Raw genomic sequence first — 15,770 nt, 5'->3', positions numbered from 1 at the left:
GTAAAAGTAAAACAATAGTGGCTGTTTATACAGTATCTCGTCATAATTCGGGCCACAGACGCCGTTCTGTGACTTAAATTATCCAGAGAAAGAAGTGATGTTATGGCTTTGTCGTCGGCGCAAAAAGCGCAAATAGGTGCCTGGTATAAGGCGTTACAGCAGCAGATCCCGGATTTTATTCCGCGAGCGCCTCAGCGGCAGATGATCGCCGAGGTGGCGAAGACCCTTGCCGGTGAAGAAGGGCGGCATCTGGCTATTGAAGCGCCGACCGGCGTCGGCAAAACCCTCTCTTACCTGATCCCCGGCATTGCTATCGCCAGAGGGGATCAAAAAACGCTGGTGGTCAGCACCGCCAACGTGGCGCTGCAGGATCAAATTTACAGCAAAGATCTGCCGCTGCTGCGCAAAATCATTCCTGACCTGAAGTTTACCGCCGCCTTTGGCCGCGGGCGTTACGTGTGCCCGCGCAATCTGGCCGCGCTGGCGACCGATAACTTTACGCAGGGCGATCTGCTGGCGTTTCTGGACGATGACATGTCGCCGACCAGCAAAGCCGAACAGCAGCGCTGCGCCAAACTTAAAGCCAGCCTCGACGGCTATAAATGGGACGGGCTGCGGGATCACACCGATGAGGCGATTGACGACGATCTCTGGCGACGGCTAAGCACCGATAAAGCCAGCTGCCTGGGGCGAAACTGCCACTGGTATAAAGAGTGCCCGTTCTTTGTGGCCCGCCGGGAAATCGACGAGGCGGAAGTGGTCGTGGCCAACCACGCGCTGGTGATGGCGGCGCTGGAAAGCGACGCGGTGCTGCCGGAGGCGAAAAATCTGCTGCTGGTGCTGGACGAAGGCCATCATCTGGCGGACGTTGCTCGCGACGCGCTGGAGATGAGCGCGGAGATAACGCCGGGCTACAGCCGCCTGCAGCTCGACCTGTTCAGCAAGCTGGTGGAAACCTGCATGGCGCAGTTCCGGCCCAAAAGCCCGCCGCCGCTGACCGTGCCTGAACGTCTGACCAATCACTGCGACGAAGTGTACGAGCTGCTGCAGTCGTTTAACGCGATCGTTAGCCTTTGGCTGCCGGGGGAACGGGAAGGCGAACACCGCTTTGAAATGGGCGTCCTGCCCGAAGAGATCATGGTGATTTGCCAGCGCCTCGCGAAGCTGATGGAGGCGCTGCGCGGCCTGTCGGAAGCGTTGCTCAACGATTTGAGCGAAAAAACCGCCAGCCACGATATCGTGCGCCTGCACCGGGCGCTGCTGCAAATGAACCGGGCGCTAGGCTTCTTTGAAGCGCAGAGCAAGCTGTGGAAGCTGGCGGCGATGGAGCAGGCCTCCGGCGCGCCGGTGTCGAAGTGGGTGACGCGTGAAATCCGCGAGGGGCAGCCGCATCTGTTCTTCCACTGCGTGGGGATCCGCGTCAGCGATCAGCTGGAAAAAATGCTGTGGCGCAAAGTGCCGCATGTGATTGTGACCTCCGCCACGCTGCGCTCGCTCAACCGCTTTGATCGCCTGCAGGAGATGAGCGGCCTGCGTGAGAAAGCGGGCGACCGGTTTATCCATCTGGACTCGCCGTTTAATCATATTGAGCAAGGGAAAATCGTTATCCCCAAAATGCGCTTTGAGCCGCTGATGGAGCACGAGGCGCAGCATATTGCCGAGATGGCGGCCTTCTTCCGGGCGCAACTGGCACAGGGCGAGCATAAAGCGATGCTGGTGCTGTTCGCCAGCGGCCGCGCCATGCAGCAGTTTTTAACCCACGTCACCGATCTGCGGCTGATGCTGCTGGTGCAGGGCGATCAGCCCCGTTACCGTCTGGTGGAGCTGCATCGCCAGCGCGTTCAGGCCGGGGAAACCAGCGTGTTGATTGGCCTGCAATCTTTTGCCGAAGGGCTGGATCTGAAAGGCGAGCTGCTGACTCAGGTGCACATCCATAAGATTGCCTTCCCGCCGGTAGACAGCCCGGTGGTGGTCACCGAAGGAGAGTGGCTGAAAAGCCTCAACCGCTATCCTTTTGAAGTGCAGAGTTTGCCCAGCGCCTCTTTTAATCTGATTCAACAAGTTGGGCGTTTAATTCGTAGCCACGCCTGCTATGGTGAGATAGTCATTTACGACCGCCGCCTGCTGAGTAAACGCTACGGCGAGCGTCTGCTGGCCGCGCTGCCGGTGTTCCCGATTGAACAGCCCGACGCGCCGGAAGCAAAAGTGATAATAACGACGCCGAAACACACTGTACGGCGCAAACGTGTGAGCAAGAAATAGCAAGGAGAGTCTGGATGGACTATCGCAAAATCATTAAAGAAATTGGCCGTGGGAAAAACCACGCCAGAGATCTCGATTTTGATACGGCGCGCGGGCTGTATAGCCACATGCTGAAGGGCGAAGTGCCTGACCTTGAGCTGGGCGGGGTGCTGATTGCCCTGCGTATTAAGGGCGAAGGCGAAGCGGAGATGCTCGGTTTTTATGAGGCGATGAAGCAGCATGTCATTACGCTCACGCCGCCGCCCGGCAAGCCGATGCCGATTGTCATTCCTTCCTATAACGGCGCCCGCAAGCAGGCTAACCTCACGCCGCTGCTGGCGCTTTTGCTCAACAAACTGGGTTACCCGGTTGTGATCCACGGCGTGAGTGAAGATCCCACCCGAGTGCTGACGGAAACCATCTTTACGCTGCTGGGTATTGAGCCGACCCGCCACGCCGGACAGGCACAGGCGAAGCTTGAATCTCATCATCCCGTCTATCTGCCGATTGGCGCGCTTTGCCCGCCGATGGAAAACCAGCTGGCAATGCGCTGGCGCATGGGGGTGCGTAACAGCGCGCACACGCTGGCGAAGCTGGCCACGCCGTTTGAGGAGGAGGCCGCGCTGCGTTTGGCCAGCGTTTCTCACCCGGAATATGTGCCGAAAGTGGCGAAGTTTTTTGCTGATATCGGCGGGCGGGGGCTGTTAATGCATGGCACCGAAGGTGAAGTGTACGCCAACCCGCTGCGCTGCCCGCAAATAACGCTGATTGATGGACAGGGCACCCGCATCGTGAGCGAACGGCAAGCCGAACACGAAGGCGTCGTGCTGCCATCAGGCAAAGATCCTGAAGTCACTGCCCGCTGGATTGAGCGCTGCGTGGCGGGCGTTGAGCCGGTCCCGCAGTCGCTGAAAATTCAGATGGCCTGTTGCCTGGTTGCTACCGGAGAGGCTGTAACGCTTGAGGCCGGCCTGGCGCGGGTTGCCGACGTATTCTGAATGCTAAACAAAAAAAGCCCGCGACAGGCATCGCGGGCAAACAAGGGTAACATCAGGGTTAAACAAGGGTAGTGCTATCAAGGCCGATGAGGGTACCAGCCTTGATGAGGGTATTACTTGAGCGCGGGATTATTTGTAGATAACCGCGGTGCCGCTCATTTGGCCTTCGGTGTTGGCAGAAGTAATCGCGTAAGAGCTTGCGCCAGCGGCTTCTGCTTTAGCGGCCAGTTTTGCTTCCAGGCCATCCAGAGTTGTTGCGCCAGTGGCGGAAACAACGCCAATTTTATTCAGGTTCTGCGCCTGGGCTTCGTTTACGGATTGGGCAGCGAAAGCACCGAAAGACAGAGTAGAAAGAGCAATTGCAGCTACAGCATATTTGATGGTTTTCATGGCTAAATTCTCGCAGGTTGTTCTGTTAAGGTGACGTTGTTCCGTCGATGTGATTATGGTCACACTTTTCTGTGGAAGAATAAATCGAAGAGAATTGACGACCTTAATCAAAAAAATTGAATTAGTTATAACGTATTGAAATAAATGATAATTACGGAGTGAATAATTTCGTTGCGTGATGTTAACCCTGGAAATACTTAGTTTGCGCACATTTTGCTACTCTTTTTGCCAGCGCTGGTCTTACCTGATGTGCAATCGCTTGCGCCTCTTTTTCAGCCTGACTTTGATGATTTGCGCAGTAAGCTGACAGGGAAGCTTTTATACTGTTCTCTTTCCTTTTTAACCCGACGGATGAGGTTCGATGGAGATAAAGCTGCACTCCAACGCCACAACAACGCCGCGTACGCGAAAGTACATTCAGGAGTCCGCGAAAACGGACGGCGAGCTGGCGGAGGAGCTGAACATTTCGGTCGATACCGTCCGGCGCTGGCGTAAACGCGACGACTGTTACGACAAATCTCACCGGCCGAATACCATTCATCGGGCGTTAAGTCACGAGCAGGAATCGATGCTGATCTTCCTGCGCGTGCGCCTGGCGCTTTCCCTCGATGAACTTCTCGAAGCTGCTCGCTTACTGATTCAGCAGGGGATTTCCCGCGCAAGCGTCAGCCGTATGCTGCAAAACTGGCAGCTGTCGCGCATGGCTAAGCCAACGCTCAGCCAGACGCCGGGCCATTTTACGCTGGATACCTTCTCGCTGCCGGAGACGATTAGCCATAAGCAAGGTGAACTGCTGGTGTTCAGTGAAAGAACCTCCGGCTATATGGCCGTTGCGCTGCGCGAGCGCGGCAGTGAAGAGGTGGCTGAGCCGCTGGTGGGCTTTTTGCGGGAAGGGTTGCCGCTCGCCGTACTTTCTTTAACGGCAAAATCTTGCTCTTTTACGCACAAGCTTGCAGGGGAACTGAGCGTGCCTTTACAGGCTGTGGAGCAGGAAGCCTGGCTGGAAAAGGCCGGGCAGGGCAATTACCACCAGGCGCTGGAAGCGCTGCTGAACGGCGAGCGCTTTGATAAGCGGCTGGGGCTGGGGGCGGTGCTGCTGGAGTTTGAAGATCTGCTCAATAAAAGGGTTATCCGCAGCAGGCTGAAAAACCTGACGCCCGAGGCGTGGCTGAAACTTCATCATTCCCATCGTTAAAGCGCCCCATTGGGGCGCTTTAGGTTGCTGACAAAGAGAGAAAAAGCGTGGTTTTTCCCTCTTTGTGGTTATCAGCCGAAAATCAACAAATTGATTTTCCTGTTTTTTTAACATGAGGCCTGATATTTCTTCTCTGGTCAGAGGCTTGCCAGTCGTCGAAGCGCCCCATTGGGGCGTTTAATTCATGGCAACGCTATTTCCCTTCACACAGCGACAGGAAATACTGCGTCAGCAAATGTGCCGGGCGGCCGCTGGCCTGGGTGAATTTCCCACGCGACAGCGCGGTGCCGCTGACGTCCAGATGTGCCCACGGACGCTGGGGGCAGAACTTACTCAGGAACTGGGCGGCGGACACCGCAATGGCGGCGTTGTTGGGTGGCGTGTTGGTGTAGTCGGCAATGACGCTTTTGACCTGACCGTCAAAGCTTTCGTCCAGCGGCAGCGGCCAGACGCGATCCTGTGTCAGGCTACCTGCCTGCTGCAGGCGCTGGCTTAGGGCTTCATTGTTACTCATTAATCCCGAAATATCGTAGCCCAGCGCTTTGACCACCGCGCCGGTCAGCGTAGCGACGTCGATCATTTCGGCGGGCTTAAAACGCGCTGCGGCGTAGCTGAGCGCGTCGGCGAGAACCAGCCGCCCTTCGGCGTCGGTATTAATAATTTCTACGCTGGCCCCCGAGTAGGAGCGCACGACGTCACCCGGCATCATCGCCGTGCTGCCGGGCATGTTTTCCGCCAGCGCCATAAGGGCCACGACGTTAATAGGCAGCTTAAGACGCTTCACCGTTTCCATCATGCCGAACACCACTGCCGCGCCGCACATGTCATATTTCATGGTGCGCATGCCTTCACCTTCTTTCAGCCACATTCCGCCGGTATCGAAGGTGATCCCTTTCCCGACGAGGGCGTAAACTGGCGCTTCTTCGCTGGCACCCTGCCAGCGCAGCGTCACCAGCCGGGGAGGGTTGACGCTGCCTTTTCCCGTGGCGTGCAGGCAGCCGAGTCCGTGGTCAAAAATGGCCTGCTCGTCCAGAATCTCGCACTGGGTTTGCGGGTGTTGGCGGGCCCAGGTTTCCGCCCGCAGCGCCACATCCTGTGGCCGACAATTCAGCGCGGGTAAATCCGCCAACTGGCGAGAGAGCAGCATGCCCTGCGCGATGGCTTCGGCCTGGGAAGCCAGACGGCGAGCCAGCGCATTATTGGGTTCGGTAATCAACCACAGCTCGCCATTGCTTTGCGGTTCGTCTTCGCGATAGCCCAGCTGCGGCAGCTGATAGAAGCGGTTGAGTAGGGCAATCAGCAGCGTGCGCAGGCGAACAAAGGTGGTTTCATCCGCCAGATTAAAGCCCGCGAGATCCAGCGCCACGGGCTGCAAAACAGGGGAGGGCAGCAGCGCTTCGGCGGCGGAAAGCAGCTGGCGAAGTACGGCTGGCTGAGTGATTTCTGCTGAAGGCAGCAGCGACAGCCGCGCACAGATACCCCGTAAACCAAAGGTGGTGGTTTGTGGTTCATCGTGGGTTGACATCTCTTCCAGCAAGGATTGCAGGGCGTTTGGCCAGCGGCTTAGGGAAGTGTCCCACAAGATAAGATGAGCGTTGTTAAAGGCTGCATCGGGTGAAACGAGTATACATTTCATTGGATTACCTCCGCGGTGATGCGCTGCTTATAGGCGTCCAGCCATTCGCTGTCTGCCGGGCGGATGACCGTGCGGTTGCCGTCCCTGGTAGTGAGAAACACATGGGCGGGCTGCGCTGGAGTGGCAACAGAGAAGGAGAAGTTGTCGATGGTTGTCGCCGCGCCGTATTCGCCCCGGTTGTTCATGCAGACGACGGACAGGTCGCCTGCCCGGCCGTAGCGGGCAATCAGTCGGGCTTCAAGATCGTACACGGCGGACTCAGCCGCGCGCTGGGGAGACATGCCGCGCGCCATGCGGCTGACGATTTCATAGCTGATACAGCCTTTCATCAGGTCTTCCCCGAGGCCGGTCGCCGTCGCGGCACCCACTTCGCTGTCGGCGTAGAAGCCGGAGCCGGAGACCGGGGAATCGCCCACCCGGCCAGGGCGTTTCATAAACAGGCCGCTGGTGGAGGTGGCGACCGACATTCTTTGCTGGCCGTCAAGGGCGATAACCCCCACGGTGTCGTGCCCGGTGTACGGGCTTAAGCCGCGATCCAGTGTTTCGCGCTTGCGCTTCAGGTAATGGTTGTACGCGCGCTCGGTCAGCATGGTTTTGCTTTCAAAACCCCGATCTTTGGCCCACGCTTCGGCACCCTGGCCGACCATAAAACTGTTGAAGCGCTCTTCGCTCAGGGCTTTGGCCACCAGAATCGGATTGGCAATATTTTTTACCCCCGCCACGGCACCGAGCGCGAGGCTGGTACCGTCCATAAAGGCGGCGTCGAGTTCGACTTCGCCTTGTTCATTCGGCAGGCCGCCATAACCGACCGATTTATAGAAGGGGTAATCTTCCACGCATTTAACCGCGTGCACGACGGCATCGCTCGCCGAACTGCCTTGCTGCAGCCGTTCAGCCGCTTCACCTATCCCTTCCCATGCCATACGCCAGGTGGCGATCGTTCCCCAGTTTGCTGCTAACGTCATGTTTAACTACTCCGTGGCGGGTTTACGTTCAGTCACTTGAGCCGGTGATTAATTGGCCCGATATTGCCGGTCGACCACTTTCAGGAACGGCAGATAAATCAGCGCTCCGATGCACAGGTTGATTATCTGGATAACCGCGCCGCTCAGGTGGCCGGTGACGATAAATCCGCTTAATACCGGCGGCAGCGTCCAGGGGATATACACCCCGGTGGTGGTGGCTACCATGCCAATGGACATCGCGATGTACTGCACGGTGACCAGGACCAGCGGCACAAGGTTGAACGGGATCAGCATGACGGGGTTCATGATGACCGGCAGGCCAAACAGCACCGGCTCGTTAATGTTGAAGATGGAGGAGCCGACGGCCAGGCGCGAAACGTTTTTGATGTGCTGGCTGCGGGCAAACAGCAGCATAGCAATCACCAGAGACAATGTAGCGCCCGCGCCGCCCATCCAGATCATGTCGTAGAACTGTTCCGTCACTACGTGCGGGGGAGGCATCCCGGCCTGCGTAGCGGCCAGGTTATCCATTTGGTTTTCCATCCAGAACGGACGGAGGATGCCGTTGACCATCGAGCCGGAGTTGATCCCCACCGACCACAGGCTGGTGATGCTGAAACAGGTGAACAGTGCGCCAATGTAAGAGGTGCCGAAGTGGCGAATCGGCGTCGCCAGCACTTCATACACGAACTGGTGAATGGTGTGGTAGTCGGTTTTGGCAAACAGGACGCGAACCGCCAGGGCGACAATCAGAATCAGCAGCGAAGGGATGAGGGCGGCAAAGGATTTTTGCACCGCCGGTGGGACGCCATCCGGCATTTTGATCACCCAATTCTGGCGCAGCATCCAGGCAAAAAGCTCCGTGCTCGCCAGCGCTCCTAGCATCGCCACAAACAGCCCCTTCGATCCCAGCCATTCCATCGGGATCAGGTTGCCGACGTCCGGGTGCTTCGCAAAAGGCGTGAGGATCAGAAAGCAGGAGAGGGACAAAATGCCCGATGACATTCTGTCGATGTCGTAGCGTTCCGCCAGCCGGTAGGCCACCAGAAAACTGATAAACACCGCCATCGTAGAGAAGATGGCGTTAAAAGGGATCTCAACGGTGGCGGACCACCCCTCACCAAAAACAGAAGCCATAAACTGCTGGTAATGGGTACTTGGGAAGGACGAGATCACCAGCAGAATGGAACCAACGATAATAAACGGCATGAACGAGATATAGGCGTCGCGAATGGCGCCGAGGTGGCGCTGCTGCGCCATTTTGGCAGCCAGCGGCATCAGCTGGGCTTCTAATGCGGCCATCAGGTTTTTCATTTTACCGCTCCGTAAGTAATCACAAGAGACAATTCTTGCGTGCTTCTACCTTAGTGGTTGTTCGGGGCTAATAAAGTGAGTTAATTCACAGATGAGCCATATAAGTATCATATGATTGCTTAAATGGTTTGAGGGTAAAGGTGCCATAAAAATGCCCCGCAAAGCAGGGCATTATGTTGGCCGGAACGCGGGCTATTTGTAGATAGTGGCGGTGCCGTACAGGCGGTTATCGCCGCCGGCGGAGTTAATTACATAGCCGGTTGCACCCTGTTCCTTCGCTTTTTCAGCCAGTTTAGCCTGGAGATCGTCAAGGTTAGACGCTTTGGCGGTGACGGTACCAAAAGGTTGCATCTGTCCGACGTTTGCGTTACTCATTTCCTGGGCTGCCATGGAGGCAAAAGGCAGTGCAGCAAGAGAGATAACCGCAGAGAAATACAGCAGTTTTTTCATCTTTACATCCTCTTGAGCGTTGAGAGCAAAACACCTTTTTGTTGTCTTACAATTACAGTCTAGTTCCCCTTTGGGCAGGCGATGGCGCAAAAAACTGATGGACTTGTGCGTGTTTTTTGAACGATAAAACTTGACCAAATGCTGACAAAAAAGCCACAGCCAGGTGGCTGATTTTATTTGTTTTTTTCTGGTTTAGCGCGCGTCGGGGCGAACCAGGTCAAAACGCTGTGATTCATCAACCGTGTAATAGGCGGTTGGCCCTCCGGCCCGCAGCACGGGTTGCGCCAGCGCGGTCTGGTAGATGCCGTCGATAAGCAGGTGTTCGTCGATGTGTACGGCAACCACTTCCCCCAGCACCAGCCAGCTGTTCAGCTCGTCGCCGTCGGCAGAGGTCAGGCGAATGCACTGCGACAGGCGGCATTCAAAGTTGACCGGGCTTTCAGCCACCAGGCTGGCGCTGACCTTGGTGCCTGCTATTGGCGTCAGGCCCGCTCGCTGGAACTCATCTTCTCCTCTGGGGAGCGTGACGGAGGTTTCATTCATCTGTTCTGCCAGCGGGCGCGTGGCCAGGTTCCAGACGAATTCTTTGGTGTCGAGGATGTTCTGGACGCTGTCTTTCCAGCCGGTGCTGGAAAAACCAATGATCGGTGGACGATAGTTAAAGCAGTTAAAGAAGCTGTACGGCGCGAGATTGCGCTGGCCCTGCAGGTTGCAGGAGGAAATCCAGCCAATAGGGCGCGGCCCGACAATGGCGTTAAGCGGATCGTGTGGTAAACCGTGGCCTTCCGAGGGCTCGTAGTAATAACGTTTTTTACTCATTACGCACCTGAATTCATGTTGGAAAGGTCAAATCGTCAGCGATGTATTTACCCGACGCGGAGAGCAGAGTATCTTACGCGGCCACACAAGGAGAAGCCCCAATGAAAACCCCTGCCGACACCAAACCTGGTTTGCACCCGCGTAACCGTCACCGTAGCCGCTATGACTTTGCCGCATTAACCGCGAGCAGCCCGGCGCTGGCCGAGTTTTTACGCCCGGGGCCGCACGGCGACACAACCGTTGACTTCGCAAATCCGCTGGCGGTGAAGGCGCTGAACCAGGCGCTGTTGGCGCATTTTTATCAGGTTAAGCAGTGGGATATCCCCGAAGGGTACCTTTGCCCGCCAGTGCCGGGCCGGGCGGACTATATTCACCATCTGGCCGACCTGCTGGCGGAAGGCAACGGCGGCGTTGTACCTGCCCAGGCTTCCGTCCTGGATATCGGCGTCGGCGCGAACTGCATTTATCCGCTCATCGGGCAGCACGAATACGGCTGGCGCTTTACCGGCTCTGAGCTGGACGGCGATGCGTTTCGCAGCGCGCAGCAAATTGTAGACGGCAATCCTGGGCTTAGCCGCATGATCCGTCTCCGTCGCCAGAAAAATGCTGGCTGCATTCTGGACGGCATCATCCACAAAAATGAAACCTATGATGCCACGCTATGTAATCCGCCATTCCACGATTCAGTCGAGGCGGCCCGCAGCGGCAGCGAGCGTAAGCGCCGCAATCTTGGCCAGGACGCAAGCGCCGCGCTGAACTTTGGTGGTCGTGAGCAGGAGCTGTGGTGCGAGGGGGGCGAAGTGGCCTTCGTCAGCCAGATGATCAAAGAAAGTAAAGCGTTTGGCCGCCAGGTGCTGTGGTTTACGTCGCTGGTTTCAAAAGGTGAAAACCTGCCTGCGCTGTACCGCGTGATGCAGGAAAACGGCGTGGTGAAAGTGGTGAAAAAAGAGATGGCACAGGGGCAAAAACAGAGCCGTTTTATTGCCTGGAGCTTTATGGATGATGCCCAGCGCGCACGCTGGGCGAAAACCCGCGGGAAATGATTAGTTGGCTGTGCTGGTGGGCGGCAGCGCGCCGGCCGCCGCCTCTGTGGCCTGTTGCGCCTGTGCTGCATCGGCACCCGGCTGCATGACCTGCACGGTTTGCACCGGGGGCCTGATGCCCGCTTCATCAAAGTGTTTTTTGACCATTCCGTCGAGCGCGTAGCGCACCGTCCACTGTTTTAGCGGCAGGGTGGTAAAGGTCACGCGTACTGTGAAGGCCTGGTTCGTCAGCCCCACAATGCCTGAGAACAACGGCTCGCCAATGACCAGCAGACGAATATCTTCCTGGCCCATCAGCGCGTCCACGGCTTCTTTCAGTACCCGGTTGGCGTTGTCCACGTCCTCCTGCCTGTCGACGTCGTAGTTCGCGACGAAAGAGCCAATCCCGCGGACAAAGTTGGCGAAGGTCGTTATCGATGACCACGGAATAATATGGTAAGCCCCCGTATCCTGGCGTACGCCCACCGAACGAATCGACATTTTCTCGACTGTGCCTGTAATCGCGCCGATGGTGACGTAGTCGCCGGTATTCATCCCATTTTCAAACTGAATGAATATCCCGGTAATAATATCCTTCACCAGGGTTTGCGAACCAAAGCTTATCGCTAGCCCCAGCGCCCCCGCCCCCGCCAGCAGAGGTGCGATGTTCACGCCGATTTCAGAAAGCAAGATCATGATGGTGATGGTGCTGATCACCACGGCCAGCGCGTTACGGAACAGCGTTAGCAGCGTGCGGGCTCGCGCGCTTGTCATCGGGCGGCCGTGGATATCCGACGCAAGGCGGTTTTCGATCAGGCTTGCCAGCAGCGTCCAGCCTACCGCCGAGAAGAAAAGGATCAGTACAATGCGGATCAGTATATCGACGGTTTTTTCTCCCGCACCCTCAGTGAGCCATTGCCAGACATCGAAAAGCCCCCAGGCGTCCAGCAGCAGCATGACTGCGACGCAAACGGTAAGAATACGTGCCAGCTTCAGCGAGACGGAGATCCAGCCATTAAGACGCTTTTGCAGCTCGGGGTAATTGCGCTGCACCTGTGGAGAAAGGGTGATGGTTTTTGCTATCCAGCGCGAAAGCATGCCGGAGATAAACGCCGCCACGCCGATGATGGTCAGGCTGTGCAGTGAGGCGCCCATCATAAATTTCAGGCTGTTGCCCGGATCGAAAAGCGAAAGGAAAAACAGCACCACAAAATAGAGACAAGCGAGCCAGTGCCAGATGAGCGCAAAAGCACGAATAAACAGGCTAAAGAAGCTCATTGAGCGATCTGCCAGGTGAATCAGGCTTTGCTGGATGGCGCGTTTGTTGTGAAAAATCAGATATAGCGCCCAGACGGTAATCAGTAGCATGACCACCACGTTAACCATGGCGCTGATCTGGGCGTTGACCTGATTGGCGAGAATCGGCACCACCACCAATAACCCGTAGCCGATGATGGTACTTAGCCAGGAAAGGCGAATACTCCAGTAGCGGGCGCCCTGGTCGCCAATGGGGAAGGGGCGTAGCGCCGGGAAACGCGGGCTGAAAATGAGGCGCAGAACAGCCTTGAAGAACTCGATAAGCCCAAAGGCATTAAGAAATAGCCCCTGCTGGCGCGCGATAGTGGCGTTGCCTGCGTTCATTTTGTCACTCAGGAGCTGCCCGACGAATAGCGTTAACGCCAGCAGCAGGATGTCCACCGCAAAGGCGCCGAGGATGGTCACCGGCAGGTGAAGCCAGTTGGTATGATCGCGGTTTTTTCTTCGTCCCCAGTCGCCCATTTTGGCCCACAGCGGCCTGACGCCGGCGCGAAGCAAGAAATAGAACACAAAAACGGCGCTGGCGAGCATCGCGAAGTGGCTCAGCGCATTGAAGAAAGTCTGCTGGTTAAAGGCTTTCCTCGGTGCGCTGGCGATATTTTGCTGGAGCAGCTCAAAACGCTGCGTAAGTTCTCCCCCATAGCGGCGGCTGACGTCGGTGACGTTTTCGAGCACGGTTTTGTCTTCAGTGAGCGTATCCGGTGGGGCAATAACCGGCATGGTCTGTGAGGTGCCGTCAGCGGCGACTTTGCGAAGCTGCTCGATGAGTTCACTCCGGGACTTTGGGTTGTCCAGCACGTCGGCGAGCGCCGAGTACGCTTTTTTCTTTTCTTCTACGCTGGGTTCTGTTTGTACGGCGCTGCCCTGGGATGTCGAGGCGGCAACGGCGGCAGCGGGTAAGGTGACTGCATGGCCGGGCAGGCTCATCAAGCTAAACAGTAATATCAGGATCCATCGCACAGCGCTCCTCCGGACTGAGAAAATCTGACAAAGGAGTAAGTATAGTGGCTGAGATTTTGGCGAGGAGAAAAGCGGGATGATTCCAGAAAAATCAGGGCGGCTGGAATTTGCCGCCCTGAGTCAGGCGTTATGCGACGTGCTGCAGAAACTCGCGCAGACGCGGGCTCGGCGGGTTGTCGATAAGTTCTTGTGGGTTGCCGTCTTCCGCCACGCGACCTTTGTCGATAAAGATCAGGCGAGAAGCCACTTTCGCGGCAAAGCCGACTTCGTGGGTCACGATCACCATGGTCATGCCTTCTTCGGCCAGGTCCTGCATCACTTTCAACACTTCATGACGCAGTTCCGGGTCGAGGGCCGACGTTGGTTCATCAAACAGCATCATCTTCGGCTTTACGGCAAGGGCACGGGCAATAGCCACACGCTGCTGCTGGCCGCCAGAAAGCTCTGACGGATAGTGATGCGCGCGTTCCGCCAGGCCAACCTTCGCCAGCAGCTCTTTCGCCAGCTTCTCAGCGGCGTCTTTTTTCATGCCGCGGACGCGAATCGGGCCGAAGGCGACGTTTTCCAGCGCCGTCAGGTGCGGGAACAGGTAGAACTGCTGGAACACCATGCCAGCTTCCTGACGGATCAGGCGATCGTCTACCTTCGGATCGTTCACTTTCAGGCCGTCAACAATCAGGTCGCCGCTGGTGATCTCTTCCAGCTTGTTGATGCAGCGCAGCAGGGTTGATTTGCCGGAGCCGCTTGGCCCGATAATCACCACCACTTCACCCTGTTTGATGTTCAGGTCAATGTTGTGCAGCACCTGGGTTTGGCCAAAGTGCTTGGAGACATTTTTAAATTCAATCACAGGATTTTCATCCTTCTTTCAAGGCGACGCAGCACGAAGCTCAGCACCAGGGTAATAATCAGATAGAAGACCGCAACGGCGCTCCAAATCTCCAGCGCGCGGAAGTTACCGGCGATAATTTCCTGACCCTGACGAGTCAGCTCTGCTACACCGATAACGATGAACAGCGAGGTGTCTTTGATGCTGATGATCCACTGGTTACCCAGCGGCGGCAGCATACGGCGCAGCGCCAGCGGCATAATCACGTGACGGATGGTTTCACGTTTTGACAGCCCAAGCGCAAGGCCCGCTTCCTGGAAGCCTTTATGAATTGAGAGCACAGCACCACGGGTGATTTCCGCGATGTAGGCTCCGGAGTTGATCATGATGGTGACGACCGCCGCGCTGAACGGATCGATACGCAGATCGGTAAAGGCCATCGGCAGGGCGAAGTAGATAAACATCACCTGCACCACAATTGGCGTGCCGCGAATCACTTCGATGAAAACAAGCGCTACGTGGTTGGCAATCCAGCCGCCGTAGGTACGAGCAAAGCCCGCCACTAAACCAATTACTAAACCGCCGCAAAGACCCAGGATAGAAATCCATAGGGTCATCTTAGCGCCTTCAAACAAGATGGGAATTGCAGGCCAAATGGCGCTCCAGTCAAACTGCATGATGTGTTCCTGTTGTCTACCGTGGTTCACCTCTTCGGGCTTCAGGCCGGGGCCTTGCAGCGTGAGAGGCGTTTAATAATAAGAGGGGCGAAAGGCGCCCCTCAGGTCTTACTCATACTTAGAATTATTATTTAGGCTCGGTACCGAACCATTTTTTGTAGATTTCGTTGTACGTGCCGTTCTCTTTCAGGGTTTTCAGCGCGCCGTTGATTTTGGTGCGCAGTTCGTCGCTGCCTTTAGGCAGGGCGATACCGTACTGCTGAGCTTCCAGAGACTCACCTACCGCTTTGAACTGACCGTTGCCGGCGGTTTTGATGAAGTACAGGATGTTTGGCGTGTCGTGCAGAACCGCGTCAGCGCGGTTGGTGCCCAGTTCCATGTAGGCGTTATCGATGTTCGGGAACTGACGCAGGTCTTTGGTTTTGATGTTAGCTTTTGCGTAATCAACGGAGCCGGTGCCGCCTTTAACAGCAACCACTTTACCGTCCAGATCTTTCACGCTTTTGATGTCGTTGTTATTGGCTTTGACCATCACCAGCAGGCCGCTTTTGTAGTAGCCGTCGGAGAAGTCGATCGCTTTTTCGCGCTCAGGAGTGATGGTGATCCCGGCCAGTGCCAGGTCCACGTTTTTGGTTTGCAGGGCAGGGATGATGCCGCTGAAGTCCATTGGCTTCAGGGTATAGTCCAGCTTCAATTCTTTGGCGATAGCCGCCCACAGATCCACGTCAAAGCCGACATACTGATCGCCTTGTTTAAATTCAAAAGGAACGAACGCGGTGTCGGTCGCAACGACCAGTTTTTTATCAGCGGCATGGGAAGATACAGCGAAAGCCAGGGTAAGTGCAGCCAGTGAAACTTTCAAAATCGACTTCATAGCATTTCCTTTGTTAATCCACGGGGCGATCCCCTGCGTCAGCGGCGACTCATGAAAGAATCGTGCCAAATTTGCAACTTACT

At 56.4% G+C, this 15,770-nt stretch carries 14 protein-coding genes; 4 read left to right on the top strand and 10 right to left on the bottom strand.

Annotated elements, in window-relative coordinates; genetic code table 11:
• Positions 1-102 precede the first annotated feature (102 nt).
• Together dinG and ybiB are read left to right on the top strand one after the other, a co-directional pair.
• On the top strand, positions 103-2,262 hold the full coding sequence (dinG, locus tag WFK85_RS02585) for an ATP-dependent DNA helicase DinG (RefSeq protein WP_166995425.1): 2,160 nt from the start codon (positions 103-105) through the stop codon (positions 2,260-2,262).
• A gap of 14 nt (positions 2,263-2,276) precedes the next feature.
• Entirely contained in the window at positions 2,277-3,239 is a 963-nt protein-coding gene (gene ybiB, locus WFK85_RS02580; protein WP_166995427.1) for a DNA-binding protein YbiB, read from the top strand.
• A gap of 129 nt (positions 3,240-3,368) precedes the next feature.
• Here the strand turns inward: ybiB and ybiJ are convergent, their stop codons facing one another.
• Positions 3,369-3,629 (bottom strand): DUF1471 family protein YbiJ, encoded by a 261-nt coding sequence (ybiJ, locus tag WFK85_RS02575; RefSeq protein WP_008461011.1) that lies wholly within the window; start codon positions 3,627-3,629, stop codon positions 3,369-3,371.
• Between the two features lie 361 nt (positions 3,630-3,990).
• On the opposite strand from ybiJ, the gene WFK85_RS02570 reads away from it, so the two are divergent.
• A complete protein-coding gene (locus tag WFK85_RS02570; RefSeq protein ID WP_336708570.1) occupies positions 3,991-4,824 on the top strand; it encodes a helix-turn-helix domain-containing protein in 834 nt (277 codons plus the stop codon).
• A 193-nt stretch (positions 4,825-5,017) separates the two neighbouring features.
• Here the strand turns inward: WFK85_RS02570 and WFK85_RS02565 are convergent, their stop codons facing one another.
• The 5 genes from WFK85_RS02565 to WFK85_RS02545 all read right to left on the bottom strand — a co-directional run bounded on the left by WFK85_RS02565 (position 5,018) and on the right by WFK85_RS02545 (position 10,008).
• On the bottom strand, positions 5,018-6,460 hold the full coding sequence (locus WFK85_RS02565) for a leucyl aminopeptidase (RefSeq protein WP_336708568.1): 1,443 nt from the start codon (positions 6,458-6,460) through the stop codon (positions 5,018-5,020).
• Positions 6,457-7,425, bottom strand: a complete 969-nt coding sequence (locus WFK85_RS02560) for a N(4)-(beta-N-acetylglucosaminyl)-L-asparaginase (RefSeq protein ID WP_336708566.1) — start codon at positions 7,423-7,425, stop codon at positions 6,457-6,459. The genes WFK85_RS02565 and WFK85_RS02560 overlap by 4 nt, the downstream gene beginning before the upstream one ends.
• Before the next feature lie 48 nt (positions 7,426-7,473).
• A complete protein-coding gene (celB, locus tag WFK85_RS02555; protein ID WP_336708564.1) occupies positions 7,474-8,739 on the bottom strand; it encodes a PTS cellobiose transporter subunit IIC in 1,266 nt (421 codons plus the stop codon).
• Between the two features lie 192 nt (positions 8,740-8,931).
• On the bottom strand, positions 8,932-9,189 hold the full coding sequence (gene mcbA / locus WFK85_RS02550) for a DUF1471 family periplasmic protein McbA (RefSeq protein ID WP_008461021.1): 258 nt from the start codon (positions 9,187-9,189) through the stop codon (positions 8,932-8,934).
• Positions 9,190-9,381: 192 nt separating this feature from the next.
• Positions 9,382-10,008, bottom strand: a complete 627-nt coding sequence (locus tag WFK85_RS02545) for a flavin reductase family protein (RefSeq protein ID WP_166995436.1) — start codon at positions 10,006-10,008, stop codon at positions 9,382-9,384.
• A 101-nt stretch (positions 10,009-10,109) separates the two neighbouring features.
• Between WFK85_RS02545 and rlmF the strand changes: the two genes are divergently transcribed.
• Positions 10,110-11,051 carry a 23S rRNA (adenine(1618)-N(6))-methyltransferase RlmF gene (rlmF, locus tag WFK85_RS02540; protein ID WP_336708562.1) on the top strand — a complete coding sequence of 314 codons (942 nt, stop codon included), beginning with the start codon at positions 10,110-10,112 and terminating at the stop codon, positions 11,049-11,051.
• Here the strand turns inward: rlmF and ybiO are convergent, their stop codons facing one another.
• The 4 genes from ybiO to glnH form a co-directional block, all read right to left on the bottom strand.
• Entirely contained in the window at positions 11,052-13,307 is a 2,256-nt protein-coding gene (ybiO, locus tag WFK85_RS02535) for a mechanosensitive channel protein (RefSeq protein ID WP_336708561.1), read from the bottom strand. It lies immediately after the preceding gene.
• Positions 13,308-13,434: 127 nt separating this feature from the next.
• Entirely contained in the window at positions 13,435-14,157 is a 723-nt protein-coding gene (gene glnQ, locus WFK85_RS02530; RefSeq protein WP_008461025.1) for a glutamine ABC transporter ATP-binding protein GlnQ, read from the bottom strand.
• The gene (gene glnP, locus WFK85_RS02525; RefSeq protein WP_008461026.1) at positions 14,154-14,813 is read right to left on the bottom strand and encodes a glutamine ABC transporter permease GlnP; all 660 of its coding nucleotides are present in this window, start codon (positions 14,811-14,813) and stop codon (positions 14,154-14,156) included. Before glnP ends, glnQ begins: the two co-directional genes overlap by 4 nt.
• Before the next feature lie 127 nt (positions 14,814-14,940).
• Positions 14,941-15,687, bottom strand: a complete 747-nt coding sequence (gene glnH, locus WFK85_RS02520; RefSeq protein WP_008461028.1) for a glutamine ABC transporter substrate-binding protein GlnH — start codon at positions 15,685-15,687, stop codon at positions 14,941-14,943.
• Positions 15,688-15,770: the final 83 nt, after the last annotated feature.

Source organism: Cedecea sp. VD22, from assembly GCF_037150195.1.
Classification (GTDB): Bacteria; Pseudomonadota; Gammaproteobacteria; order Enterobacterales; family Enterobacteriaceae; genus Cedecea.
The sequence above is the reverse complement of the archived record's forward strand: the minus strand, read 5'-3'. Positions and strand labels throughout refer to the sequence as shown.

Coding starts and splice junctions, on each gene's coding strand:
- celB (WP_336708564.1), bottom strand. CDS start 8,739: ATGAAAAACCTGATGGCCGCATTAGAAGCCCAGCTGATGCCGCTGGCT.
- mcbA (WP_008461021.1), bottom strand. CDS start 9,189: ATGAAAAAACTGCTGTATTTCTCTGCGGTTATCTCTCTTGCTGCACTG.
- WFK85_RS02565 (WP_336708568.1), bottom strand. CDS start 6,460: ATGAAATGTATACTCGTTTCACCCGATGCAGCCTTTAACAACGCTCAT.
- dinG (WP_166995425.1), top strand. CDS start 103: ATGGCTTTGTCGTCGGCGCAAAAAGCGCAAATAGGTGCCTGGTATAAG.
- ybiB (WP_166995427.1), top strand. CDS start 2,277: ATGGACTATCGCAAAATCATTAAAGAAATTGGCCGTGGGAAAAACCAC.
- WFK85_RS02545 (WP_166995436.1), bottom strand. CDS start 10,008: ATGAGTAAAAAACGTTATTACTACGAGCCCTCGGAAGGCCACGGTTTA.
- WFK85_RS02570 (WP_336708570.1), top strand. CDS start 3,991: ATGGAGATAAAGCTGCACTCCAACGCCACAACAACGCCGCGTACGCGA.
- glnH (WP_008461028.1), bottom strand. CDS start 15,687: ATGAAGTCGATTTTGAAAGTTTCACTGGCTGCACTTACCCTGGCTTTC.
- WFK85_RS02560 (WP_336708566.1), bottom strand. CDS start 7,425: ATGACGTTAGCAGCAAACTGGGGAACGATCGCCACCTGGCGTATGGCA.
- ybiJ (WP_008461011.1), bottom strand. CDS start 3,629: ATGAAAACCATCAAATATGCTGTAGCTGCAATTGCTCTTTCTACTCTG.
- glnP (WP_008461026.1), bottom strand. CDS start 14,813: ATGCAGTTTGACTGGAGCGCCATTTGGCCTGCAATTCCCATCTTGTTT.
- rlmF (WP_336708562.1), top strand. CDS start 10,110: ATGAAAACCCCTGCCGACACCAAACCTGGTTTGCACCCGCGTAACCGT.